General features: G+C 45.6%; 22 protein-coding genes and 3 pseudogenes. 9 read left to right on the top strand and 16 right to left on the bottom strand.

What is annotated here, in order from left to right:
• Positions 1-109: 109 nt before the first annotated feature.
• Positions 110-1591, top strand: coding sequence for a glycosyltransferase family 4 protein (locus ASF12_RS08535; RefSeq protein ID WP_056032193.1), 1482 nt, complete (start codon positions 110-112; stop codon positions 1589-1591).
• Positions 1495-1857 (top strand): hypothetical protein, encoded by a 363-nt coding sequence (locus ASF12_RS34320; protein WP_155972885.1) that lies wholly within the window; start codon positions 1495-1497, stop codon positions 1855-1857. The genes ASF12_RS08535 and ASF12_RS34320 overlap by 97 nt, the downstream gene beginning before the upstream one ends.
• Positions 1858-1978: 121 nt before the next feature.
• Here ASF12_RS34320 and ASF12_RS08530 read toward each other — a convergent pair whose 3' ends face one another.
• The 5 genes and pseudogenes from ASF12_RS08530 to ASF12_RS08510 form a co-directional block, all read right to left on the bottom strand.
• A complete protein-coding gene (locus ASF12_RS08530; protein ID WP_056032190.1) occupies positions 1979-4054 on the bottom strand; it encodes a serine hydrolase domain-containing protein in 2076 nt (691 codons plus the stop codon).
• Positions 4055-4299: 245 nt separating this feature from the next.
• Positions 4300-5238 (bottom strand): alpha/beta hydrolase, encoded by a 939-nt coding sequence (locus tag ASF12_RS08525; RefSeq protein WP_056032187.1) that lies wholly within the window; start codon positions 5236-5238, stop codon positions 4300-4302.
• A gap of 124 nt (positions 5239-5362) precedes the next feature.
• Positions 5363-5902, bottom strand: a pseudogene (locus tag ASF12_RS08520) (AraC family ligand binding domain-containing protein).
• 28 nt (positions 5903-5930) lie between these two features.
• Positions 5931-6281: pseudogene (locus tag ASF12_RS08515) on the bottom strand (LysE family translocator); the annotation flags it as partial.
• A gap of 115 nt (positions 6282-6396) precedes the next feature.
• Complete coding sequence (locus ASF12_RS08510) at positions 6397-6945, bottom strand: TetR/AcrR family transcriptional regulator (protein WP_056032184.1); 549 nt, start codon at positions 6943-6945, stop codon at positions 6397-6399.
• A gap of 237 nt (positions 6946-7182) precedes the next feature.
• Between ASF12_RS08510 and ASF12_RS08505 the strand changes: the two genes are divergently transcribed.
• A complete protein-coding gene (locus ASF12_RS08505; RefSeq protein WP_200931589.1) occupies positions 7183-8220 on the top strand; it encodes a ketopantoate reductase family protein in 1038 nt (345 codons plus the stop codon).
• A gap of 272 nt (positions 8221-8492) precedes the next feature.
• On the opposite strand, the gene ASF12_RS08500 is transcribed toward ASF12_RS08505, so the two are convergent.
• Positions 8493-9584: a GntR family transcriptional regulator gene (locus ASF12_RS08500; RefSeq protein ID WP_056032181.1), complete on the bottom strand. Its 1092-nt coding sequence runs from the start codon at positions 9582-9584 to the stop codon at positions 8493-8495.
• A 435-nt stretch (positions 9585-10019) separates the two neighbouring features.
• On the opposite strand from ASF12_RS08500, the gene ASF12_RS08495 reads away from it, so the two are divergent.
• The 3 genes from ASF12_RS08495 to araA are packed head-to-tail and all read left to right on the top strand — an operon-like array spanning position 10020 to position 13801.
• On the top strand, positions 10020-11636 hold the full coding sequence (locus ASF12_RS08495; protein ID WP_056033045.1) for a xylulokinase: 1617 nt from the start codon (positions 10020-10022) through the stop codon (positions 11634-11636).
• 2 nt (positions 11637-11638) lie between these two features.
• On the top strand, positions 11639-12334 hold the full coding sequence (locus ASF12_RS08490; protein WP_056032178.1) for an L-ribulose-5-phosphate 4-epimerase: 696 nt from the start codon (positions 11639-11641) through the stop codon (positions 12332-12334).
• A gap of 42 nt (positions 12335-12376) precedes the next feature.
• Positions 12377-13801, top strand: coding sequence for an L-arabinose isomerase (gene araA / locus ASF12_RS08485; protein WP_056032175.1), 1425 nt, complete (start codon positions 12377-12379; stop codon positions 13799-13801).
• 616 nt (positions 13802-14417) lie between these two features.
• Here araA and ASF12_RS08480 read toward each other — a convergent pair.
• From ASF12_RS08480 to ASF12_RS08470, 4 genes and pseudogenes are all read right to left on the bottom strand, one after another.
• Positions 14418-14828 (bottom strand): hypothetical protein, encoded by a 411-nt coding sequence (locus ASF12_RS08480; RefSeq protein WP_056032172.1) that lies wholly within the window; start codon positions 14826-14828, stop codon positions 14418-14420.
• A 246-nt stretch (positions 14829-15074) separates the two neighbouring features.
• Positions 15075-15188: pseudogene (locus tag ASF12_RS36305) on the bottom strand (alpha/beta hydrolase); the annotation flags it as partial.
• A 14-nt stretch (positions 15189-15202) separates the two neighbouring features.
• Positions 15203-16399 (bottom strand): spr1629 family repressor/antitoxin, encoded by a 1197-nt coding sequence (locus ASF12_RS08475; protein ID WP_056032169.1) that lies wholly within the window; start codon positions 16397-16399, stop codon positions 15203-15205.
• A gap of 37 nt (positions 16400-16436) precedes the next feature.
• Positions 16437-17195 carry a spr1630 family ClpXP-sensitive toxin gene (locus ASF12_RS08470; RefSeq protein ID WP_056032167.1) on the bottom strand — a complete coding sequence of 253 codons (759 nt, stop codon included), beginning with the start codon at positions 17193-17195 and terminating at the stop codon, positions 16437-16439.
• A gap of 242 nt (positions 17196-17437) precedes the next feature.
• On the opposite strand from ASF12_RS08470, the gene ASF12_RS08465 reads away from it, so the two are divergent.
• Together ASF12_RS08465 and ASF12_RS08460 are read left to right on the top strand one after the other, a co-directional pair.
• Positions 17438-18373 (top strand): copper amine oxidase N-terminal domain-containing protein, encoded by a 936-nt coding sequence (locus ASF12_RS08465; RefSeq protein ID WP_056032164.1) that lies wholly within the window; start codon positions 17438-17440, stop codon positions 18371-18373.
• Between the two features lie 86 nt (positions 18374-18459).
• Positions 18460-19020: a maltose acetyltransferase domain-containing protein gene (locus ASF12_RS08460; protein ID WP_056033042.1), complete on the top strand. Its 561-nt coding sequence runs from the start codon at positions 18460-18462 to the stop codon at positions 19018-19020.
• A 78-nt stretch (positions 19021-19098) separates the two neighbouring features.
• On the opposite strand, the gene ASF12_RS08455 is transcribed toward ASF12_RS08460, so the two are convergent.
• The 4 genes from ASF12_RS08455 to ASF12_RS08440 all read right to left on the bottom strand — a co-directional run bounded on the left by ASF12_RS08455 (position 19099) and on the right by ASF12_RS08440 (position 21075).
• Positions 19099-19668 carry a manganese catalase family protein gene (locus tag ASF12_RS08455; protein ID WP_056032161.1) on the bottom strand — a complete coding sequence of 190 codons (570 nt, stop codon included), beginning with the start codon at positions 19666-19668 and terminating at the stop codon, positions 19099-19101.
• Between the two features lie 108 nt (positions 19669-19776).
• Complete coding sequence (locus ASF12_RS08450) at positions 19777-20049, bottom strand: spore coat protein CotJB (protein WP_056032158.1); 273 nt, start codon at positions 20047-20049, stop codon at positions 19777-19779.
• Positions 20050-20051: 2 nt separating this feature from the next.
• Positions 20052-20276 carry a spore coat associated protein CotJA gene (locus ASF12_RS08445; RefSeq protein ID WP_056032155.1) on the bottom strand — a complete coding sequence of 75 codons (225 nt, stop codon included), beginning with the start codon at positions 20274-20276 and terminating at the stop codon, positions 20052-20054.
• A 229-nt stretch (positions 20277-20505) separates the two neighbouring features.
• A complete protein-coding gene (locus ASF12_RS08440) occupies positions 20506-21075 on the bottom strand; it encodes a TetR/AcrR family transcriptional regulator (protein ID WP_056032152.1) in 570 nt (189 codons plus the stop codon).
• Between the two features lie 165 nt (positions 21076-21240).
• Between ASF12_RS08440 and ASF12_RS08435 the strand changes: the two genes are divergently transcribed.
• Entirely contained in the window at positions 21241-22188 is a 948-nt protein-coding gene (locus ASF12_RS08435) for a ketopantoate reductase family protein (protein WP_056032149.1), read from the top strand.
• A 51-nt stretch (positions 22189-22239) separates the two neighbouring features.
• Here the strand turns inward: ASF12_RS08435 and ASF12_RS08430 are convergent, their stop codons facing one another.
• Both ASF12_RS08430 and ASF12_RS08425 read right to left on the bottom strand, forming a co-directional pair.
• Positions 22240-23358, bottom strand: coding sequence for an AbrB family transcriptional regulator (locus ASF12_RS08430; protein WP_063892479.1), 1119 nt, complete (start codon positions 23356-23358; stop codon positions 22240-22242).
• Positions 23355-24071 carry an MBL fold metallo-hydrolase gene (locus tag ASF12_RS08425; RefSeq protein ID WP_235533079.1) on the bottom strand — a complete coding sequence of 239 codons (717 nt, stop codon included), beginning with the start codon at positions 24069-24071 and terminating at the stop codon, positions 23355-23357. Before ASF12_RS08425 ends, ASF12_RS08430 begins: the two co-directional genes overlap by 4 nt.
• Between the last annotated feature and the right edge of the window lie 59 nt (positions 24072-24130).

Here is a 24130-nt window from a genome sequence, read left to right as displayed (position 1 = left end):
ATATGATAATTGCCTGTATCGATACGAGGGATAAATAGGTTGGTGTACGTTAACAACGCACTTGAAATCTCATATTATATTTGGACGACAGACCAATCGGAGGGAACACATGCGAATATTAATCGCCTGCAGTTGGTCGCTGCCACATGCCGGCGGCGTAAACACATATGTAAATCAGCTGGAAAAAGGACTAAAGTTCGCGGGGCATCATGTTGATATCTTCTCCCCGACACCTGATGGGCAGGGGTTTTATATTCCAGGCAAAGAAATGGCTATTGATAAAGCCAAGCTGCAACCACTGATTGCCCATCAATCGAACCACTACATGGAACACCATTTGTCCGGAATTGATCCCTGGATTACATTTTCTGAAGTTGAGCGTTACTGTTTTGAAGCAGCTGCTATGTATTTCGGCTTGGCCGAGTATGACTTAATACACGCACAGGACATTATGAGTGCTCATGCATTGTCACGTGTGAAGCCTCCTCATACGCCCTTAGTAACGACTATTCACGGATGCCTCACGAAGGAATGGTTCGTTAGATTAAAGACATTGGGGTTAACAGACCAAGATACAAACTCCCCTCTTTGGAAATATTCGGCATTACGTGAGCATCTGGGGGCAACAGTCAGTGATGTCACGATATCGCCTTCAGAGTGGTTAAAAAGAGTAATGGTTGAGGATTTTGCAGTTCCCGAACCCAATATTATCGTAAGCCACTATGGATTTGATAAAGAACAATTTCAACAAAATATGCTGCGTGATTCCATGATTGTCAAGCCTGAAGGAGTAAGTGTATTTTTATGCCCTGCCCGCTTTGATGTTGTGAAAGGACATATTTATCTCATTCATGCACTAGTAAAACTGAAAGCGGAGCGTTCGGACTGGGTTTGCTGGTTAGCTGGAGAAGGCTCACTCCGTGATGAAATCATGAATATAACGAAAGATTACGGTCTGGGCGACCACGTCATATTTTTAGGAAACCGTGAGGACGTTCCAGCTTTGATTCATCAGGCAGATTTTATCGTTTTGCCCAGCATGCAGGATAATCAGCCGTTTGCCGTTATTGAGGCTCAAATAGCGGGCAAGCCGGTCATCGCTTCTGACGCTGGCGGTATACCGGAAATGGTAACCCATTCCGTGAATGGGCTTGTATTTCATGCCGGAGATATTAATGAGCTGCATTTATGCTTAAGATCCGCTTTACAGGATACAAACTGGTTAAGCAGCATGGCGAGTCAGGCAAAAGAATGGGGAGAGCGGCATTGGGCATTGCCTGAGATGACTAACCGTGTGTTAGCACTGTATGAGTTGGCGAGGAGCAAGCATCCCGAACAAAATACGGGGATTGAGCCGCAGACGGAACAGCCTGCTCAACAGCAGGCTGAGCAACAGCAGGCTGAGCAACAGATCGAACCGCAAATCGAACCACAGCTCGCACAGCAGACTGAGCAGCAAAGCCCAATAACGCCACTACAGAGGGGAAGAAGAAAATGGCGCGCCAATCGAAGAAAAAAACAACCGGCAGCAATAAAGCGAAAAAGAAAAATAAGAAGAAAACAAAGAAGATTTACAAGAAAAAGATCGTAAGGCGGGTACGTAAACGTCACCCCAGACTGAAACGGGCAAGCCATGTATTACAAAATCAACAAGTAGTGCCCACAAATGACCATGATCCAGCCATACAGCCAGCGCAGCCTGTAGATAAAATCTCTAATCTTTTATCTTCTCTATTTGTATACCCGCGATATGACGAGCTTCCTCCAATAGAGGAGGACATCTGGGAGCGTGTTTTTCAAGCAGCTCCAAACGGGTATAAGATTCCGGATGTCAGCATTGTTCAGTCCCTTCTTTAGAATGCTGCTCATTCATAATATTTTGAGCAACGTCTCTAATACGAATTCAAGGAGTAAAGGGGCCACCTTAAATGAGGTGACCCCTAGTGTTGTTTAATATATGAAGACAAGTCTCTATTTTTTACTTTTTCAATGAAATGCCAAACGTAGAGCCAACCTCGCCCGCAAAGACAACGCTGCCGTTCTCTGGCAATACGACCTGATTGTTATCACTGATAACGGTATGGTTTATGCATATTCCGGCTTGATTATAGACGGCAAAGGAGCCGTGGGCAGGCATGTTAACCGTCAAAACTTTTCCTTTATCCTTCGCTGAAACGGTATACCATTTGGCTTCGCCGTCCGCTTGGATCGTTGCCCAGGATTGTTTACCCGAATAGAGCGGTTTTACAAGCTCCCCACTGGCGTATAGGTTGCCTGCTGCCTTCAAATACTCTACTCCATTTTTCTTGAAAAATTCGATTTCCATCGTGTCACGGCCATCCATGCCAGGGATTTGCAACTGGTTAACGGCTTTGTTTGCTCCAATAATTTTATGATTCAACACATACCCTGGAACTGCTTTAATGGTCTGAAAAGGTATGATAGGTGTTGAATGGAGGTAGGACGTTGATGTGTATTTTCCATTCACCCAATAATATTTTTGACCGTCACGCTGTTCCCATGCGTCAGCTACGTCTTGAGCCAATGGGTTGTCTTCAAGCTTCTCGGCATTATACTCGGAGATTGCCGTTTGTCCTATCCCCGGTACAGCTATATAGGAGCGGGACCACAAGTAGGCATGCCCATTTTTCTCCTCAACGAATTTTAATTTCTCTGTGCCTTCATCGTTTACAAAAGAACCGTCAGCAGTGTACGTATACGTTTGGGCAGGATTGTTCGGAGCCGTAACCGTGGATACAGCCATTTCGCCCTCAGTATTCACTTCTATCTTCAATAACTTATTTGAACCACTACCATAAATACCCGCGTACTGTGTTATTTCTTGCGGCATGTCTGCCTTAATAGGCACGCCATACGACTCCTCCGGTTTCCGTTCTTTAATAACACCCTTCTCCTGAAGGACGCTAAGCAGCAGTTCATTGGCGATCATTTGGTCTAATGCGCTTGAACCACCTGAAGAGATAACAGCGGCAGACAGCTTGTATTCCGGGAGCACGACTAAGGATGAATGATACGAAATCGTGTCGCCACCTTTGGAAAGGGCCTTAATGCCGTATTCGTTAAAGGGGAACAAGTGGACGCTATCCCAGCCTAGCCCGTAGGAGAGGTAGGACGGATTGGCTTCCTCCGGCCACATGCCGCTTTTATACTCCTCTTGTGCCATCGCTTCTAGCGATTTTGCAGAAATAATGCCTTCAGCCTGCCCTGTGAAAATTTGTGAAAAAGCAGCGAGATCTTCAGCTGTGGAGTAAAGGCCTCCCGTTGCAATAATATTATAATTCTCTTGTGGAAGCTGTCCCTCGTACAGCGGGGAATAGCTGCCGGCCAGCGCCGCTTGATCAATGAGATCCTGCGGTGTTTTCGTATGGCTCATGTCTAGAGGCTCAGTAATATATTTGTGTATAAATGCTGTAAAGCCGATGCCGCTAACTCTTTCTACCAGAATCTCAGCCAACGTAAAACCATCGTTGCAATAGACCGAAAAGGCTCCGGGGTCTGCCTTTAAGCTTTGCGTCGCCAACTGCTCTAGAAAAGTATCATGTGCAAAAGTATCATTATCCCCGTACAAGGTTGCATTATTGCCCGTAGTTCCGAGAAAACCGGAGGAATGATTCAGCAGCATGCGTGGTGTAATCTGTTTGTAGCGGCTGTCTTTCATCTTAAAATCAGGGATATAGTTCACAACGGGCGAATCCAAATCTACCTTGCCCTCGTCTACAAGCTTCATAACAGCCGCCGTGAGAAACATTTTGCTCGTAGAACCGATGCCGTATATTGTTTTTGAGGAGAGTGGAATCGAATCCGTTAGATCATTTTTTCCTGCATGCCCCGAAATCGTAATTTCCCCGTCATCGATGAGCGCGTATTGGACGCTTGTGATGCCGTAGGTTTCTGTCAGCAGCTTGGTTTTCTCAGCCGCTATTTTTTTAGCCGCATCAAAAGCAAGTGGGTTGCTATTCGCAGCAGCCATTGCAGACATGGGAGCCAGCATACTCAGCGCGAGGGTGACAGCGACAATGGAAGTTCTTTTCATTCTGATCTACTCCTATCTTCAGCAGTGTATTCAGCTGCCTTAAGGGCCGCTAAATAAAGCTTATATGACGGGGATGTCCTCACCGTGACGTCATTATGAACGGAGTATGAATAAGTAAAAAAATGCCATGGCATCATATGCAAGGAAGCTTGCACATATGGCCATGGCATAGGGAATACTAAAAGCGTTTATCTGCTTCTCGGACTGAAACGCCGCGCGCCGCCAGGGGACGGCTTTCGGCCGTTTCACCTTGCTTCTTCCATAAACGCCTTAAGGTTTTCAGCGATTTCTTTGGATCTGGTATGGTGCAAATAATGTCCGCCTTCAAAGGTCATCACTTTTCCATGCATAGAATCTTTAATTTGCTCTTCATGCAGCGGTATCCAGGTTGGAATGTCTTCATTATTCGCTTGGATAAAGAAAATAATCGGAAGCTCTTTTGGAAAGGTTAAATGTTCAGCTGCTTTAAAGTTAGAAGAAATATTTTTCATTTCATTTAGCATCGTGGGACTATTGCTGTTCTTGAGCGAAAGCATGCTCAGCTGTTCTTTGGTTTCCTCATCATATGGAAGTCCTTCATAAGGGTCGCTGCCTGTTTTCACGATCAATCGTTGCAAACCGGATTGTTTGAGAAAACCAAACGTTTTTAATGGGAATTTCACATCCATGCCGGGTTGTGTCGGAACACTGCTGTCGATGCCCACAAATGCAGTAACTTCGCTTGTATATTTGTTTGCATAATCGATACCGTAAATGCCTGCAATCGAGTGGCCCATTAGAATATAGCGGTCAATGTTAAGAGCTTGCAGCGCTTCATGGAGTTCATTTACTATATTTTCTGTCGTTCTTTCCTTATCGGTTCCATCACTTAAGCCATAACCAAATGGTTCAACTGCAACTACTTTGTAAGAGGGTGAAAGCTCATCGATTAGCGGCTTAAAATCGAGCGCCGGCGCTGCTGTTCCATAACCCGGCAGAAGCACGATGGTTTCTTTGCCTTCCCCTTGAATCAGCACATTCATCTTTTTCCCGTCTACGGGTACGAGCTGGCCATAGGCATGTATTTTGCCTTGCTCAGATTTGCTGCTGACCTTGTTGACTATAAACACAATAGCCATAAAAACGACGATTGCTATCACAATTGCTGCCAATATTTTAAGTAAAACCCTAAGCCATTTTTTCATAATCGTATCTTCTCCTGTCGTTATCTTGATAGTAGACTGCCTTAACGGCTGCTCATGTAAGCTTATACGACGAAGATGTCCTCGCGATGACGACAATGTGAACGGAAGATGAACGAGCAGTCTTTTATTTTGCACATCCATTTATTTGCGAAATATATTCAAATGCGGTTGTTCCATATACGCCTTTAAAATGTTTATTTAAATGAGTTAAATCAACAAAACCGCATTCAGCTACGGCTGAATAAACATCGCTATTTTTTTCAATTAATTGCTTGGCATATTCGATCTTGCAGTTATAATTGAAGCTCTTCACAGATCTCGTCAAGCTTAAGGACATGTTCAAAATGGGCATGAAGCATATCCTTTGCTTTTTATCCTTTTTCTCAATTACGTCTAGAAGCAATTGCGGTTCAATATACAGCATGACATAATCGAGGCCTGTCTTATCATGGGCCATACCGTCATGGGCCTGCTCAGGATTGAAAAGCATAATGCCGTTTTGGTAGGATAATTGCAAACCGCCATCCATGTTATAATGTTGAATCCCACGCAAGGTTACACCTATTGCATATTCCTGATGAGCGTGCTTTTTATATTTAAAATCAGTCATGCTTGCTGACAGCGCAGTAATACCTGCCGATTTTTTATAAATAAATTTGTCCACTCGATTCACCTCTATCTAAGTACACCTGAACTACCTTTGGATTTAAAAACTGCATAAGGAAGCCTGACTTAAAGGTAGCCGTATGGTTTGCAGCTGGGTTTGATGCATCCATTTTGTAGACTTGATAAGCGAGATAGATCATATAACAGCTTCCCACTATCTGCATCACCAATAGAATTTTCGGCAATATCGTTAAGAGCGCCGTATTCAACATAGCCGATATAACGAGTAATAGTCCAAAACCAACCGCTGCTCCATACGTATATTTCAAGGCTAGTTTGGCACCCGAATTTTGCACGGTAGATAATATGACGATATTAGTAGGACCTGGTGTAAAAGTAGCAATCACGCAATAAATTAAAAAAGATGTCATATCCATGAGAATACCCCTTTCAAGCTATTCTCATATGCTACATCTTAAAGGGATAAGCCTATAGTATATTATTGCAGATAAAAAGCTTCTTCCGCCATGGATCTAAGTGGAAAGGAGCCGTTCATTGTGGTTTGAAAGAAGAAATGATACGCGCAATCGCTTCCGGGCTTTCCTCGCCATCTGATTCCAGCCATTGATTAATGACTCCCATTGAGCCATGAACCATATAAGTAAAAGAGTAGTCCAATGCGGACGAGTCTTTTCGGTTTGGGTCATCTCCTTTTCTTTGCAAATAATCTTGATGAACCTCAACCAGCACCTCGGATAAAAAGCTGCTTTCTCCTCGATCCGAAATCATGATGCGAAAAATTGTTTTCTTCTCTTGGATAATGTTCAATAGCTTGATCAAGGAGCCATCTTCCGCGCATGGACTTTGATCCTTTTGCAGCGTCTCCCATAGTTCTTGATTAAATTCCTTCTGCATCACTTCAAATAATTCATAAGGATCTTTGTAATGCAAATAGAAGGTACCTCGGTTAATGTCAGCTTGCTTGCATATTTCGGTAACCGTTATTTGCGGCAATTTCCTCGTTTCCAATAGAGCAAGAAAACACTGCTTAATAAGCTCCGTCGTATATTTGGTTCTTCTATTGTTTTTTACTCCGACCATAAGATCCGTCCCTTTCCGTATCTAATCGAACAAACGCCAGGGAAAGTGTTGAATGAATAACATTATTCCGCATATTGATGATTGAGCTTGCGGCTATTTTGAGATTATACTATCACCATGATATTAAATCAACAGGTGTTCATTTTATAGGGGTGGACGAAACGGCAATCACATAGTCGTTCCTCTTATTCCTGCGGCATAAATTTATTTCAACGAATAATTGGAGAGTGAATAAAAATGACAACTAGCATGAACAAACCCAATATTCTCATTGTAGGAGCGGGGGCAGTAGGCTTCTCTGTCGGCTACCATCTCAGTTTGTCCGGCGCTAACATTACCTTCCTCGTGCGAGAAGGACGGAAAACGGCATTCCAATCTCCTCAACAGCTTTATTGCTATGACGATGCAACACTGAAAAATTTTACCGGCTTCAACGTCATTGAGAATGTCGCTGAACTGGCGGATACACCACTTCAGTTTATTTTCATTACACTTGACGGAAATGCCAGTCGAACGGCAGAAGGCATGGCTATGTTGAGCAAATTAGGCGACATCGTGCGCGCTTCTAAAGCTACTGTCATTATGAACGGTTTCGGGATTGGCCTTCGCGAGCACTATATCAAGGTCATGCAAATTTCGGAAGATCGCTTGCTAAGAGGAATTCTCGGCATGCTCAGCCACCAGGGAAGCGCGAACCTGCCTGTACATGCACCAACAGATCCAGCGAAAATAGCAAAGGCTGTTGTCTGTTACAAGCATCCCACGAACAAGGTCGGCTTCCAAGTCGAGACCAACAATAAAGCGGCAGCGAAGCAATTCATTGAGCTTTACAACCGCAGTAAGATTTCGCGCTGTGGTCAAGTAAGCCCATCGATGTTTAACATTTATTCCAGTATTGGCTTTCCTGTATATGCAGCGTGTGACATTGCGGGCTGGTCTGATTTTTCGACGGTTTCGGCGAACAAGGAGCTTTGGCGGCTTGCCATCCGTGCACAAGGCGAAATAGCGGCACTGCCGCAGCATGGATTGTTGGGCAAATTAATGGCCTTGGTTATGGGGCCGCGCATGACGGCAAACGTGCACATTAAAATGGAGCGGGACATGCTGCCGCTAGATTATCAGGCATTCAACCGCTTCCATCATGGCGGCAAGGTTCGTGCTCAGGACGTTGAATCGATGCGTAGCTCCCTTGCCGAAGGGCAGCGTCGCGGCCATCAGATGCCAGCTCTGCAGGAATTGCTGAAACGTCTCTCGAAGCACGAAGCGGCAAGTTAAGGGCATTTATAGATCAGGTAATGAACGCTGGATAGAAAAATGAGGAAATAGTTGAATGGTCGATATTCGGGGATGAAACGTGTGTAGGCCGTTCTAGATTTAGACATCAGCATTTATGAGCAGGACCAACGGATGTCTAAAAATGAACAACGTGATGCCTGAGGTGCTTCCGGCAGCAATATAAGCACAACGAAGGAGCTTGCCGCGGCGGCTCCTTTTTTCTTTTTCGCCGACAGATCCGAAACCTTTAAGTCGAACCTAATCACAAAAAATTACTCCACTTCAATCTCTTTTACGGTTTCACCTTCAACTAACACGGGTTGGTAGTAGGTGTTGGTAGGCAGGTCTTTTTTTCCTTGTAAATTTTTAATGACCCAGTCCGCTGCGTCCCGTCCCATTTGTTCTTGGGGGTGCGTCAGAGTCGTCAGTTTAATATTCGCATTTTTGGCGATATACGAATTGTCCTGGCCAATGATGGATAGTTCATCTGGAATGGATATCCCCAGTTTTCTGCAGGCATGCACAACTTCCAGCCCTACCTCGTCGTTGTAGCAAACAAGCGCAGTCAGAACATCCCTGTTGTCGTTTAGGAACTCCTCCAAGCTCGTGGAGAGGTTCGGCTTCGTCGCCGTGTCGAAGGAAAGCACTTGCTCGGGGTGAAACCGCAGTTTGGCTTCCCCAAGTGCCTTGATATATCCCTTCATGCGATATTTCCCTTGCAGATCATCCATTTTCGCGATAATGCCAATCTGGGAATGACCTTTAGCAATCAGTTCCCGGGTTGCGAGATAGCTGGACTGCACGTCATCCAAACAGAAGAAAGGGACCTCCAGCTCTTCATAGAAGGCGTTAATCATGGTGAACGGAACTTCCTGCTCCTTGAAAGACAGGTAATAAGCAATATTGGGGTTGTATAAATTGCTTTTGGTCGGCTCAATAATGAGACCGTCCACGCCATAGGACAGCATCATTTCCAGCGCCTTTTTTTCCTGCATAATATCATTATTTGTACTGGCTAACAGTAACGAATAGTTGTCTTCATTCAATCGGCCTTCTATACCACGGATAATAGAGGGGAAAATGTAATCCGAGATATAGGTCGTAATGACGCCTATCGTTTTTTTGGCGGCATTCCCGCCCGATCTGGAGCGGTATTGGCTGCTGACATACGTCCCAGATCCTTTTTCGCTTCTTAGGAACCCTTCATTGGACAGCTCTAAAATGGCCTTCCGAACCGTCTGGCGGCTAACATTATAACTGCTCTGCAAAGCAGATTCTGTAGAAATTTGCTCTCCTGCTTTGTACGTTCCTGACAGGATATTGCTTTTTATATCATCAATGATGATCTGATACTTTGGCTTCACGCAATCCACTTCTTTCATCGTTGTTCAGAAAGTTGTACGTACACATTCTAACATGATTTGCAGTGAATGAAAATGCAGTACCATTTTTCATGAAAAAAATGAGGTAATTCCATGCTTTTTACTGGGATTTTACATGGGGAATTGTCTGAAAAGAAGAAGCTAACTCCAAGGATTAAGAGGAGAGCGTGCCGTTGTAAGTATAACTATTTGTTTGTATTGACAAATGTACGTACAAAAAATATACTAAGGCTGTCACTAATGGAAAGCGCCTTCTTTTGATTAAATCGATACGCCTCTCTTTAAGAGGTGAACCGTTTAATTAGGAGCAGCTATTATACGAAACAACATAGACCCGTTATTATGAGGTGTCACATTCACTTTATTTTCCATCCTTCAGGTTTAAAAACCGCGAACAGAGAGGGGACATGCGTGATCATGAATCATGTAGAGTTGAAAGAAGCGATAACTAAGGGAGAAACTTCGCTGGGGATCGAATTTGGATCTACGCGGATTAAAGCGGTATTGATCGATCATCGTTTTGAGACCATCGCATCAGGAAGCTATGAATGGGAAAACCAATTGAAAGACGGATTTTGGACATACAGCCAAGAGGATATTCTCATCGGCCTCCAAACGGCTTATCGCGAAATGAAGCAAGAAGTGGAACGCAAATACGAGGTCACCCTTAAGACCGTGGGCTCGATCGGATTTTCCGCAATGATGCACGGCTATATGGCGTTCGACAGCACGGGTGAATTGCTCGTACCGTTCCGGACTTGGCGCAATGCAACAACCAGCGAGGCAGCAAGGGAACTGACGAACAAGTTCCAATTCAATATTCCTGAGCGCTGGAGCATCGCCCATTTGTATCAAGCGATTTTAAACAAAGAGGAGCATGTGCCTCGTATTGATTTTGTGACGACTTTGGCCGGTTACATTCACTGGCTGCTAACTGGCAATAAAGCGATTGGTATCGGGGATGCCTCTGGTATTTTTCCTATTGACGAATCGACTCATAATTACCATCCATTGATGGTTAAGCAATTCGATGAACTGATCTCTGCGGGCGGTTATCCTTGGAAGCTTGAGGATCTTCTTCCCAAAGTCCTCCTTTCAGGCGAGCAAGCTGGGGAATTAACGGAGGCGGGAGCCCGCATTTTGGACCCGTCACTGGATCTGCAGCCAGGCATTTCGCTTTGTCCTCCGGAAGGTGATGCCGGGACAGGCATGGTTGCCACGAATAGCGTGAGAAAGCGTACGGGGAACATCTCTGTAGGCACCTCCGTTTTTGCGATGATTGTGCTGGAGAAGGAATTATCCAAGGTCTATCCGGAAATCGACATGGTCACGACGCCAGACGGGAGTCCGGTTGGCATGGTGCATGCCAACAACTGCTCCAGCGATATCAACGCATGGATGGGATTGTTCCGCGAATTTTCTGCAGCCATGGGCTACGAAGCGGATAATGCAAAATTGTTCAGCGTCATGTTTAATAAAGCTTTGGAGGCCGACCCGGATGGCGGCGGTTTGCTGAGCTACGGTTATTACTCCGGCGAAAACATTACCGGTATTGAAAAAGGCCGTCCGCTATTCGTGCGCTCGCCGGAGAGCAGCTTCACTCTGGCTAATTTCATGCGCACCCATCTGTTCACGGCTTTCGGAGCACTCAAGCTTGGCATGGACATTTTGACTGAAAACGAGCAAGTCGCCATTGACAGCATTTTGGCTCACGGCGGTTTATTTAAAACCCCTGTCGTCGGACAAAAAATGGTAGCCGCGGCGATGAACGTTCCGATTTCCGTCATGTCTACAGCCGGCGAAGGCGGGGCGTGGGGAATGGCGCTTCTTGCTTCTTATTTGATCAACAAGGATCAGCAGGAAAGCCTGGACGACTTCCTTGAACACAAGGTCTTTAAAGATGTGGAAGGGCAGGAAATTTCTCCAGACCCATCCGATGTGTTGGGTTTTGAATTATTTATGGAGCGCTACCGGAATGGGCTGGCCATTGAGCAGGCTGCTGTAGACCATCTGATAGAGAACGGGAGGGACTAGCGATGTTAGAACAGCTGAAGGAAGAGGTATATGAGGCGAATTTGGAATTGCCGAAGCATGGACTCGTAAAATTCACATGGGGCAATGTAAGCGCCATTGATCGGGAAAGCGGACTCTTCGTCATCAAACCAAGCGGTGTCAGTTATGACAAGATGAAGGCGAGCGATATGGTCGTTGTCGATCTCGATGGCAATGTGGTTGAGGGAGAGCTAAGACCTTCCTCTGATACCGCGACTCATGCCGTATTGTATAAACATTACTCAGAGATCGGCGGCATCGTGCATACCCACTCCACTTGGGCAACGATCTGGGCACAAGCAGGACTTGATGTGCCAGTCATGGGAACGACGCATGCGGATACCTTTTATGGAGCTGTGCCTTGTGCCCGTTTCCTGAATCAAGGGGAGATTGACCGGGGTTATGAGGCCGAAACGGGACGTGTCATCATTGAAACTTTCGAGCAGCGCGGGCTGGATGTCATGGCGATACCGGCTGTCCTTCTCCATGGTCACGCACCGTTTACGTGGGGCAAGGATGCAAAATCGGCAGTCGTGAACAGCGTCGTGCTGGAGGAAGTTTGCAAAATGAACTTGTATGCACGGCAATTGAATCATTTTGCCAAAGAACTGCCGCAAGGCATTTTGGACAAACATTATTTGCGCAAACATGGGAAAGACGCTTATTACGGGCAGAAATAATCATTTTTTCCACGACTAAAATTAGAAAAGAGGATGATCGGTATGTCAGTAACATTAGCTAAAGAGTTTTGGTTTGTCGTAGGTTCTCAAAACCTGTATGGGGAAGAAGCATTGGCTGAAGTGAAAGCACATGCTCAGACGATGACGGATGCCTTGAATGCAAGCGGTGTGTTGCCTTACCCGGTTGTATTGCAGGATCTGGCTGTCAGCGCAGATAAAATCACAAGCATTATGAAAGAAGTCAACTATCGCGACGAAGTGGCGGGCGTCATTACGTGGATGCATACGTTCTCGCCTGCGAAAATGTGGATTCGCGGCACGAAATTGCTGCAGAAGCCGCTGCTTCACTTGGCAACTCAATACAACGAAAGCATTCCTTGGGCCACGATCGATATGGACTTCATGAACCTGAACCAGGCCGCTCATGGTGACCGCGAATACGGCTTCATCAATGCCCGTCTGAAGAAGCAAAATAAAATCGTCGTAGGCTACTGGGAGCGTCCGGAAGTGCATCAGCAAATTGCCGACTGGATGGACGTAGCAGTTGCCTATAACGAAAGCTTTAACATCAAGGTTGCTCGTTTTGGCGACAATATGCGCAACGTCGGCGTTACGGATGGAGATAAAGTTGAAGCTCAAATTCAATTCGGTTGGACGGTAGATTATTACGGCATCGGCGACCTCGTACAATTCGTAAATGCCGTTACGGAGCAAGAAATCGACGATCTGATGGGGCTTTATGCAGAGCTATATACATTTGATTATGGCACGAGCAGCAAAGAGTCTTGGGAAGCTAGCGTAAGAGTACAAGCGAGCTATGAAATCGCGATGAAACGTTTCTTTGAAGAGAAGGGCTACAATGCCTTCACTACGAACTTCGAGGATTTGCATGGGATGAAGCAGCTTCCGGGTCTGGCTGTCCAACGCCTGATGGCACAAGGCTACGGCTTTGCCGGTGAAGGCGACTGGAAGACGGCTGCGCTTGATCGCTTGCTGAAAGTGATGAGTCATAACCAAAATACAGGCTTTATGGAGGATTACACATATGAGATGGCAGCTGGGCAAGAAGCCATTCTGCAATCTCATATGCTCGAAGTAGATCCGACCTTGGCCAGCAACAAACCAACAATCATCGTTTCCCCATTGGGTATTGGCGATCGCGAGGATCCAGCGCGTCTCATATTCGACGGCAAAGCTGGCGAAGGCGTCGTCGTCTCCATGGCGGATTTCGGCACCCATTACAAGCTGTTAATCAACGAGGTTTCCGCATTCGAGCCAACGGTTCCAGCTCCTAAGCTCCCTGTAGCTCGTGTGCTGTGGACGGTGAAGCCGAACTTCCAGGATGGCGTAAAAGCTTGGATTGAGAATGGCGGCGGCCATCATACGGTCGTTTCCTTGAACCTGACGACAGACCAAATCGTGACTTATGCTAAACTTGTGAACCTGGAGTATGTTGTAATCAAGTAACACCGCTAAACACTTAAACAAATAAGCTTTTCCTTATGGCCGGAGGTGAACCTCCGGCCTTTTTCTTTTGCTCTAGGGTGTGTATGCAAACGGGAGCCCTTCTGCTGCTCCTTGTTAAGTGATTATTCGAGGCAAATCTCTTCGGACCATTCAAGGCTTAAGGAACCACAGCATGCAATTGTTGCTGAGAGCACAGTTGCAGTGAGCACTGTGGCTGAGAACACGCAGTTTTGGAAGCGAATTCCTTTTTTGGCGGACTGAGTCTCCGTTATTCTGGCTTTTGATTCCCTTTCGGGCATTAAGCGGACAGGAGATCCGCTATTGTCTTAATAATCCTCTCAAAATGACGATGTGCAGCGCATTAGCGGCCCCTGAGTCCGCAGCCTCTGTCGTAGCCCATGATTCGATTAAAATAGCGGTTTCTGTGTCCGCCAAGTCTGTCTATATGTCTTTGTGCAGGGAGCAAACCCCAGAAACGAAGAGCATGAAGCAGACTTTTGGTTCGTAGGTTCACATTTTTCATATTTATAAGTTGTGCTATTCCCGGCAGTAGAGGGAAGACGTTTGAACGCTGGTTTTTATCGGAAACCAGCTCGCTTGCGTTTGCATACACGCTCTAGTTCATTATATTTACTGCTTTGGCAATTGAAGTTGGGGGATGGGTATCCAGCTGTTCATTTTCGGCAACAAAACGAATTTTCGAACCGATTTTCATAGCGTCAAAATCAAATTCTTCTGCGGAAATGTTTCTTACATCCAGCCAGTGTAAATCGAATTTATTAGCCCTTAGAATGTCCTCGGCATTTTGATCAACTATTGTTTCTAATTTGGACTGCAACTCAGTATTTTCTATATCTAATGCAAGCAGAATTTTCTTGCGTCCTTCCAAATCATGTTTTGCAACAACGAAAGCTTCAAGTGTAAGAAGTGAGTTTTTCGATTTTTTTGAATGGTTAGAGCCTCCGTCGTTACTACTGCAACCAGTGACTACAAAAAGGAAAATCAAGAAAGAGAATATATATTTCAATGTGCTCACCACCTAACCCTCACTAATAATATCTATAAGACGCTTAAATTGTAGTGAGGGTTGCAAACCCATGAAAAGCCTAAAATGATTCGCCTTTTTAGTTTGTAAAGGTATAGGTTCATAAAGCTTGGTGGAACGTATCTTCCACCTTATTTCAGTAGAAAGCAAAAAAACACATTGTCTGCGACTTCGACAATGTGTTTTTTTTGCTTTTTTACTTTTGTGTTCTGCGATTAAAATAATCACTTAAAGATTAGCTTTATAGAAAGCTCCCCATTTTTCAACAGCTTGTTTAACCGGTTCTGGTCTGTCGTAGAGATCGTAGTAACTTGCACCTTCAACAATATATAAATCCTTTTGTATAATAATTTTACTTAAGAAGTATGCTTAGATATTTCAGAAATATCACGGAGTTCAAAATCCAAGCTTCGAGTCAAATATTTGTTGAAAAAACTTGAATCAATTCCTGTCAGCTGATGGAAAAAGGGAATTTCGGCTTTCCAATCATTCTCAATCATTTGACCAATGTCAATAACTCCTTTTTTTGAAACGAAATCAATGATGGTTTTGATTTTCATTGGTTTCTGAATTGGAATTACGTTATCAAGGGGTTCAAACTCCAAATAACCTTTCCGATGCATGGCTGCATAGAAGTTACGATGATCCTTTGGCTGAAGGATTCCAAGATTAGCTGCTCTATACCCCAACACCTGCAACGATGTTTTCCATTTCTTTTTTAAATCCAAATAATCATCTGGATTGGTAAGATGGGACACGTCCTGCATATCGGTGGTGAATTCGTCTTCAGGCAATAATAAAGCGCCAGCAAACATATTTGCTTCATTCTCAATAAGTTTGTGTTCTTTTCGTTCTAAGTTCGTAAACTCCATACGATAATGAAGTAATAAATGACCTAATTCATGAGCGATATCAAAGTTCCTACGAACGGCGGAACGCTTCATATTGCCAAGTATAATATATGGCCTATCCTCCAGAGTCCAAAGGCTATAGGCATCAATTTCTTCACCAATAGCCTTTTCAAACACGAAAACACCGCTTTTTTCAATTAAGAACATAAGATCATCATTATTCGTTTTTGATAGCTCAAGTCTTTGTCGTGCCAAGAGAGCAACATGGTTGATTTGAACAGATCTATCGTCCTCTGTATGATTTAAATACGCTATAACTTCATCGCGTAATTTAATCATTTTAAGGGTGGGATAACTAATTTTAGTTGTAAGATAGTTGACAAATACATTCAAAAATTCAACATGCTTAGCCTCTGCTTGTGTTTTTGAGATGACATTCAGCACTTTTGAGCGATAAGCAATATTCGTTAAGTCGATATTGGCTGAAGTGATATTCTTTTCAAGCATATCTTCTATATAGAAATATTTACTTTTCACTTGAAAAATCTGTTTTAACTCATTTACGATTTGCATTTTAGGAGATGTATAAGCATTCTCGTATTGCCAGACTGCTTGTTCGGTTACGCCTAACTTGTCGGAGAGCTCTTTACGCGAATATCCGTGCATGATTCGTAAATTGGTTAGGTTCTTACCAATAAACATGCCTGCTGCCTCCTAATTTATTTAACATAATGCCATTTTATATATCTTGTTTTTTATCTTTTTCAATAATACCAATATCAAATGCTGCTGGGTCCATACGATCATCATTTAATTCAGGTGCTACTACTTCTCGGTCCTCATCAGATAGTGTAGCTCCTGAGATGAAATCGGACAGATCCTCGACAAGGTATGCGATGTTATCATTTGGATTAGGAAGGTAGTGCAAAACCTCAGAAATTTGATACGCTTCATCAATAGAATAGGTGAGTATGTGGAATTCGTTGTAAGAAGATTTGAAATGATCCAGGTCAGCTTTGACTTTACTTTCTAAAATAAATAAGGAAAGTTGTTCGACTCGCTCTGTTCGTTTTCCTCTTTTTAGCGATTGTTCTGATGAGGAAAATGCTAAATCTTTATTTATTTTTGAGAGTTCGTGAAGATAGGTGCGAAGAGACCCATTGCTTTCGCTCTCATCCGGGAGCGTAGCTTGTGAAAAGCAATCTTCATTGAAATAAGCGGCATTTTTAATAAGAAAAAGAATTTTGGAATCTCCATTCATGAATTGGAGGTAGTCCCATGTTAATCCAGCCTTTGCTTTCTTGTATGTAAATCCATGAGCGATGCACTCTTCAGCGAGTTTGCTCTCAATAAAATTACCCTTAGTCCAAGAAAACGCAGAGCTGATTTTCATTTTTGATTTTCTGTCTTTCCGATGATCAACATAGTCACGATAACCTTCAACAATAGCATCAACAATCATATTATTATGTGCAGGACTAAACTTGTATTTATCCACATCAAACACCCCAGTTCAATAATATGAAGACAGTTCATATTGTAATCGAAGTAGGGATGCATTGAAATGATTTTTTTTGTTTTTTTTAAAGTTTGAATCTATATCTTGCTTTTTCTTTATAGTAGTTAGTTCGAATTATTGACGGATACCCATTTATGGCAACAAAGAATGGAATTGGAACGTCTAGTTATTGTACTTCCTAGTAACGACTTGGGAATAAGCAAAGCAAAAGGAGCGCATCCATGAAGCTAAATGCCGGAAAAATCGTGGTGGTGGGAATCGTTGCTGCGATTCTCATCCCTATTCTGCTTTACGCGGAGTTTCAATACGGCTTTTACCAAAAGTTTCGATTCGAGCAGCGGGCGGAGCATTATTTGGCGGAGACCTATGCCGAAGACATGACGATTGTGAACGTTCGTTATTTATGGGATAACATAGAACCGCTAGTAGCGACTGTACAGCCAAAATCCGATCCATCGCTCCAGTTTTATATCTACCATAGTAAGGAACGGGAGCTCGGATTAACGGACGACTATGCGACCACTTTTTGGAAAACACAGGCGATGAATGAAGCGGAGGCACTACTGCGTCCCATACAGCCTGATTACGCTCGCCACGCGAGTATCGATTTTTCCTGCTGTAAGGTCAGTGAATATGATTTTGCGTCGATTCGCGGGGAAGTGCCGCATTACGGAACTACAAAACTGCCCTTCGATTTAGCAGTTACTCTGGAACGGGCGATGGAAGCAAACGATTTAGATCATATGTATCATTCGGTGGCGGCTCTTCGGGAATCCGCATCACTTGTGCTGGGGAGCCTCGTTTTCCGCTTTCCGCTTCCGGAGACAGGCGGCTTCGCTGTATTTGAGATTCCGGGTGATGCCTTAAATGCTGTCGCATCCGCAGCGGATGTGGAAGCCTACAATGCAACGAGGATACCTGCACAGGAAATGGCCGAGCGGATCGGAGCCTCTCTTGAGTGGAACGAGCAGAAGAGCGAGGCGATTTTCTCCCGGGATGATACGACTTTGGTCGTTCGCAGCTGGGGAAATGAGGCGGTTGTGAACGGAAAGCCCACTGCTGACCCAATAGGCGCTTATATTGGCGACTCCATGCAGCTCATGGTGCCAGTCTGGTTGGTCGAGCGCGCTTTTAAAGAGAAAATAGCACTGTGGTAGCCTTTTTAATGGACGGACCATACTATTTAATTCGTGCAGCTGTTAAGATAAGTTCATGCAATATGAAAGGGTGAACGAGCGTGACGATTAGAACCGAGAAAGAAAAAATGCTAGCTGGAGAACTATATCTGGCTTCGGACCCGCAATTAACGAAAGACCGGGAAAATGCCAGGAAATTGACCCGTTTATTGAATCAAACGATAGAGACGGATTATGGCAAACGGGTTGATTTGCTCAAACAGCTCTTTGGCTCAACAGGGGAACATCTCTATATCGAACCGACGTTTCGTTGCGACTATGGCTACAACATTCATGTAGGCAACCATTTTTATGTTAATTTTGACTGTGTAATTCTGGATGTATGCGAGGTTCGTATCGGGGAAAATTGTTTTATAGCACCAGGCGTACATATCTATACAGCTACTCATCCATTGAATCCGTTTGAACGAATCACCGGCGCCGAATTTGGCAAGCCGGTAACCATCGGCAACAATGTCTGGATAGGAGGAAGAGCGGTCATCAATCCGGGGGTTACGATTGGGGATAACGTCGTCATCGCTTCTGGAGCGGTAGTAACCAAGGATGTACCTGCCAATGCTGTCGTGGGAGGCAATCCTGCAAAAATCATTAAGAACATTGATGTTTAAGCGATTACCCACAGCAATAATCAGAGGAGTAAAGCATCCCACACAGGTGGCTGCTTTACTCCTTTTTTTGTCCCTTCCTCAATAAACCTTCTTCTGATCCCGATCCTCCTTAATAATTTCGACCGCTTCCTTGAAGCGCAGCGCATGGACAATTTCCCGCTCGCGCAAAAACTTCAGACTGTCCTGCAAATCGACGTCGTCGGTCATATCGATCAGCCACTGATAGGTCGCTCGCGCCTTCTCCTCAGCCGCAATATCCTCGTATAAATCCGCAAGCGGATCTCCCTTGGCCTGTATGTAGGCGGCGGTGAAAGGAACGCCCGAGGCATTGTTGTAAAATAGCGCGCTGTCATGGCTCGCATAATGCGGCCCCAGCCCAGCCTCTTCAAGCTGCTGAGGAGTCGCATCCTTGGTTAGTTTATAGATCATCGTAGCAATCATTTCTAAATGCGCAAATTCCTCTGTGCCAATATCCGTTAGCAAGCCAATGACCTTGCTCGGAATCGTATAGCGTTGATTCAGATAACGAAGTGCCGCCGCCAGTTCACCATCCGCGCCGCCGTATTGTTCGGCGAGATAACGCGCCATTCGAGGATCGCATTTGCTAACCCGAACGGGGTACTGGAGCTTTTTCTCATAAACCCACATGCCGTTGTCACCTCCAACATGCTAAGCTGCCGCTTTTTTAGACCGCTACCCAGATGTCATCAGCAGCGGCAGCCCGCTGTACTTCATGTTGACTGTCTGTCAGGCCTGCTACACCTGCCACGGCCAAGGCGTATTCGGCCATTGGAAAGGGTAACCCGAGAAGCTGTGTCCATAGTTCATCAGCGGACCATACTTCATTTCGAACTGCTGGGCGCATTGCATGCGTTGCTGGGCCAAATAATTGAATTGCTGCAGGGCATGATGGTCATGCGGATGGGTGTCGAGATAGAGGTTCAGCTCAAGCAGGCCAAAACCCAACTGCTGCAGCTCCAAAAGCTTGGCATAATAGGCTTCATCGCACACCATTGGCTGCTCACTCATGGCTAATAGCTCCCCCCTCCACATTTGGATGCGTACGGGCTGTATAAGGCAGGCCATAGCGTTCCAAGCCGCAGCGCCTCTTCTAGCGAAAATTGCGGAAGGTTCATCGGCTGAAAAGGAATGTACTGGTTCGGCGGAACGACATACGTCCGCACAATCATCGGCTCGCACGGATCATGCGGCCCGACAAAGGGGTACCATTTTCGAATTTGCGGATTGCTGTTCATGCACGGCCTCCTTCATCCAGCTAGCCTAACACTTCTCTTTGCTTTCAATTTTGTCCAACAAATGGTTCTCTTGGCTGGAGTATTAAAACATTTGTATGTTCAAATTTCAGCTAACTTGCTTGTCTGTTGAAAATTTAAGCAGCTATTCGTCGGTTTGCTCGTTAATAAATCCGTTGCAGATCAGCAACGAAAATAAGGCAGTACCTCTACAAGGAGGAACTGCCCTGGCTTATTTCGATTCCACATCCTGCGGCACCATCTGATTGCGCTCAAGCAGCGCCCATAACTCTTCGGCCATCTCTTTGGCTGGATAGGGCATGGAACGGGTAATCCACCACTCCAGAACACCGACCGCAGCGGATACTAAAAACTGCTTCAGTACTTCTTGGTTCCTGTCTTTGTTCATATCACTCTTATCGATGTTTTCACCTAGCTGCTGAAACATCAACTCCATCATGCGGCTTCGAAAAGCGGGGATGCTCTTGTTTGTCAGCAGAGTCGAATATAGGAAAGCATGCTCCTCTAAAAATACAAGCGTTCGAAGCAGCAGCTCTTTAGACGTAAAGGAGGTTGCCTCCTCGTTAGGCAAGCATTTTTGCTGCAATTGGACTAAATGGACCTCTATGCATTGATCGAGAAGATCGAATTTGTCTACATAATGCAAATATACGGTGCCCCGGTTTACATTAGCCCGGTCTGCAATTTCATTAATCGTAATTTGCTCGAAATTTTTCTCTGCCATAAGGGCAATAAAAGCTTTCATAATCGCATCCCGCGTTTTGAGCACCCGTCTGTCCATAGAATCCTCCTGAAAAGTGGATATAAACAACTTCACCAAATCTGTTGATTAATCAACGAATCGGACTTTTTTAACGATTGAAGCGATCCCAAGTCGTTGGTACTATCATTGTATTGAACGAATGTCGATAAATCAACAAATGTTCAAATCGATAAGGGGTGGAATATGAAAATATTAGTTTATGGCGCGGGCGTTTTAGGCAGCTATCTGGCCCATGTGTTAGTGCAGGGAGGCAATGACGTCACGGTGCTTGCAAGAGGAAGCAGAGCGGAGGAGCTGAGCGAGGATGGGCTCGTCATTCGCCATTATTTTCAGCGTAAAACGACCGTAGATAAAGTGAAGGTCATTCAAGCACTCCCGGCGGATGACAGCTATGACCTGATTTTTGTTGTGATGAAATATAATGATTTCCCAGCGGTGCTGCCGATTTTGGCGAAAAATAAAAGCAGCCATATCGTGCTTGTCGGCAATAATCCGACGGCCAGTACGACGGAGAAAGAGCTGTTGGAGAATAGCTTGCCTGACAAAAAGGTTGCCTTCGGCTTCCAGCTAAGCGGCGGCCGCAGAGAAAAGGGGCGCATGATCTCCGTGCGTGGAGGCGGTCAAATGGTGCTTGGCAGCTTGAACGGGCCTGTTCCCTTTAAAGATTTAATCGACAAAGCATTTGCTGATGTCAAATATAAAATCGATTATCATGAGGATATAGATGCATGGCTTAAAAGCCACATTGTCCCTATTCTGGTGTTGAGCTCCGTTAGTTATGTCCAAGACAATCAATTTAAACAGATAGCGAAGGACAAAAAACTGCTCCTGCAAATGATTGCAGCCGTTGATGAAGGCTTTAAAGTAATGGAGGCTATCGGCTATACGATTACACCTGCAAGCCAGGTTGATTATTTTCGCCGGAAAAGGCAGCTCGTCTACTTTTTTCTGAACATTTATCATCGTCTTCCCGTTGCGAAAATGATAGATGGCTCATTCGTGGAAATCGCCCATTTGCATAAAGCGTTCGACGTTTGGAAGCAGCAAGCCCGTATAGCGACGCCAAACTGGAATGAGCTTGAGGAGGCGTTCCTTGCAAAAATGGAGGGGAAAGCTAACGAAAGACGATAAGTGGTGGATAAAAAAGGACAGCGCGGCTTCGCTTAAGCCCGCTGTCCTTGCTTACTTACTTTCCATCGGCTGCTGCCCATTTGAGCCGGCTGCCGATCCTGTTCCGCTGCCACTGCCGATACGCTTGAAAAGAAGCCTCAGCAGGGGAGGGATGGCGAAGTAGATGAACCATGTTCGAAACAGCTGGTAGCAGCTGACGATGGCAACATCCGCATGAATTTCCTTGGCGATAATGCCCATCTGGTCCATGCCGCCAGGGGACATGCTAAGAAAAGCAGTGGCAGGCGACAGATTATGCAGCTTGGCAAGCAGCAGGCTCATGCCGAACGCTCCGGCAATGAGGACGATTCCGCTTAGGATGGCGAGCAGGGTGATGCGTGTTTTATTTTTCAAATTTTCCGGCCGCAGCAGCAGTCCGACATAGGTGCCGATCATGAGCTGTGCTGCACTCAACAAGGTCGATGGCAGCAGAGGAGCGTCTAAGCCAAAGTTATGAAGCAGTGCGGTTGCGATCATCGGGCCGAGCAAATAGGACGAAGGCATCTTGATCTTTTTTGCCAGCAGCGCCGCCGCCACACAAGCGAGGGCAAACGGCACAATGCCCGGGAATAAGGCGCCCCACTGCGTCCACTCGGAGCCTGCTGCTGCAACGACGATCTCATCGTGAACGCCCCCGAACAATGGGCTGAATACGAGCAGCGGCACACAAAAAATAATCATCATCAGCCGCGATACCTGCAAAAAGGTGACGACCGTAATATCAATGCCCTTCGTATCCTCCGCTAAAATAACCATTTGCGACAAGCCGCCCGGAATGCAGCCCATTAGGACGGTCGGCAGCGGCAATCCAGACAGCTTGGCAATCGTGATGCCAATTAACCCGCTAAATAGCAGCAGCAGTACCGTCATAAGCACCATAGTCGGCAGCTGATGGCCCATTTCCTTCATCGTGTCGACTGTAAGGGACAGTCCGATTGAATAGCCAATAATAAGCAGTGCTATATTGCGCATGGAGCTGGGCCATTGCGGTTTGAATGTCTTTCTCAGCAATCGTGAACCGAGAAAGGCGAATACCATCGGACCGAGCAGCCAAGGCAGCGGCACATGAAGCGATGCGAACAGATAGCCCCCGGCTAAAGCGAGCACGAGTGCCGTTACAAAACGGATCACAGCTGGTCAGCCAGCTCAGCAATTCGTTTGTTTGCGTCTCCTTGGAACAGCCCGCCATGGTAGCAAATCACCTGCTCGATATCAAACGCTTTAAGCTTGCTGAGGGAACGGATAGCCTCCGCCATATTTGGGGTGGCAGCAGGCACTGGCCCGGATAGCTGGCCATCGATCACCACCATGGCATCCCCCGCGAGAAGCGTCTTGCTCGGCTGATGATACAGAGAGAGATGTCCCGGCGTATGGCCGGGTGTATGAATAACGGTAAGCCCGCCGCCGAAGTCGAGCGTATCGCCATCTGCAATCGTCAAATTAACGTTCGGACGGGTTGGATGGATAAAAGTGTGCTCAAACGCTGTCCGCTGCTGTTCGGGCATCGTCTCAAGCAGCTGCGCCAGCCTTTCAGGAGACGCTTTGAGCAGAGGCTCTTTCCCGTCAACCGCAGCCTGATCCCCAAGATGGGCGTAAACGACGGGCAGCTTGCGACTCGAGGACAGAAAACCTGGCAAGCCCCCGATATGATCCAGATCCTGATGAGTAAGAATAATAGCGCTTGGCGGTACATCGGGAAATCCTGCCTCTACGACCATTCGCTGAATCGCTTCGGCAGAGCCTGGCAGGCCCGTATCAACCAGCACCCAGAAGTCCGGCCCTAATATCGCTGTGGGATGAAATACTCTATGATTGTCTCCCAAGCTTAAAGTCAATTCCAGCATTTCAATTCCTTCGGCTATGCGCATGTGCAGGCCACAGCTTTATTCCTATTTAAATAGAA

This window comes from Paenibacillus sp. Leaf72 (assembly GCF_001422685.1).
Classification (GTDB): Bacteria; Bacillota; Bacilli; order Paenibacillales; family Paenibacillaceae; genus Pristimantibacillus.
This window is presented reverse-complemented; position numbering and strand designations above follow the sequence as displayed.

Coding starts and splice junctions, on each gene's coding strand:
- ASF12_RS08535 (WP_056032193.1), top strand. CDS start 110: ATGCGAATATTAATCGCCTGCAGTTGGTCGCTGCCACATGCCGGCGGC.
- ASF12_RS34320 (WP_155972885.1), top strand. CDS start 1,495: ATGGCGCGCCAATCGAAGAAAAAAACAACCGGCAGCAATAAAGCGAAA.
- ASF12_RS08530 (WP_056032190.1), bottom strand. CDS start 4,054: ATGAAAAGAACTTCCATTGTCGCTGTCACCCTCGCGCTGAGTATGCTG.
- ASF12_RS08525 (WP_056032187.1), bottom strand. CDS start 5,238: ATGAAAAAATGGCTTAGGGTTTTACTTAAAATATTGGCAGCAATTGTG.
- ASF12_RS08510 (WP_056032184.1), bottom strand. CDS start 6,945: ATGGTCGGAGTAAAAAACAATAGAAGAACCAAATATACGACGGAGCTT.
- ASF12_RS08505 (WP_200931589.1), top strand. CDS start 7,183: ATGACAACTAGCATGAACAAACCCAATATTCTCATTGTAGGAGCGGGG.
- ASF12_RS08495 (WP_056033045.1), top strand. CDS start 10,020: ATGAATCATGTAGAGTTGAAAGAAGCGATAACTAAGGGAGAAACTTCG.
- ASF12_RS08490 (WP_056032178.1), top strand. CDS start 11,639: ATGTTAGAACAGCTGAAGGAAGAGGTATATGAGGCGAATTTGGAATTG.
- araA (WP_056032175.1), top strand. CDS start 12,377: ATGTCAGTAACATTAGCTAAAGAGTTTTGGTTTGTCGTAGGTTCTCAA.
- ASF12_RS08475 (WP_056032169.1), bottom strand. CDS start 16,399: ATGTTTATTGGTAAGAACCTAACCAATTTACGAATCATGCACGGATAT.
- ASF12_RS08465 (WP_056032164.1), top strand. CDS start 17,438: ATGAAGCTAAATGCCGGAAAAATCGTGGTGGTGGGAATCGTTGCTGCG.
- ASF12_RS08455 (WP_056032161.1), bottom strand. CDS start 19,668: ATGTGGGTTTATGAGAAAAAGCTCCAGTACCCCGTTCGGGTTAGCAAA.
- ASF12_RS08450 (WP_056032158.1), bottom strand. CDS start 20,049: ATGAGTGAGCAGCCAATGGTGTGCGATGAAGCCTATTATGCCAAGCTT.
- ASF12_RS08445 (WP_056032155.1), bottom strand. CDS start 20,276: ATGAACAGCAATCCGCAAATTCGAAAATGGTACCCCTTTGTCGGGCCG.
- ASF12_RS08440 (WP_056032152.1), bottom strand. CDS start 21,075: ATGGACAGACGGGTGCTCAAAACGCGGGATGCGATTATGAAAGCTTTT.
- ASF12_RS08435 (WP_056032149.1), top strand. CDS start 21,241: ATGAAAATATTAGTTTATGGCGCGGGCGTTTTAGGCAGCTATCTGGCC.
- ASF12_RS08425 (WP_235533079.1), bottom strand. CDS start 24,071: ATGCTGGAATTGACTTTAAGCTTGGGAGACAATCATAGAGTATTTCAT.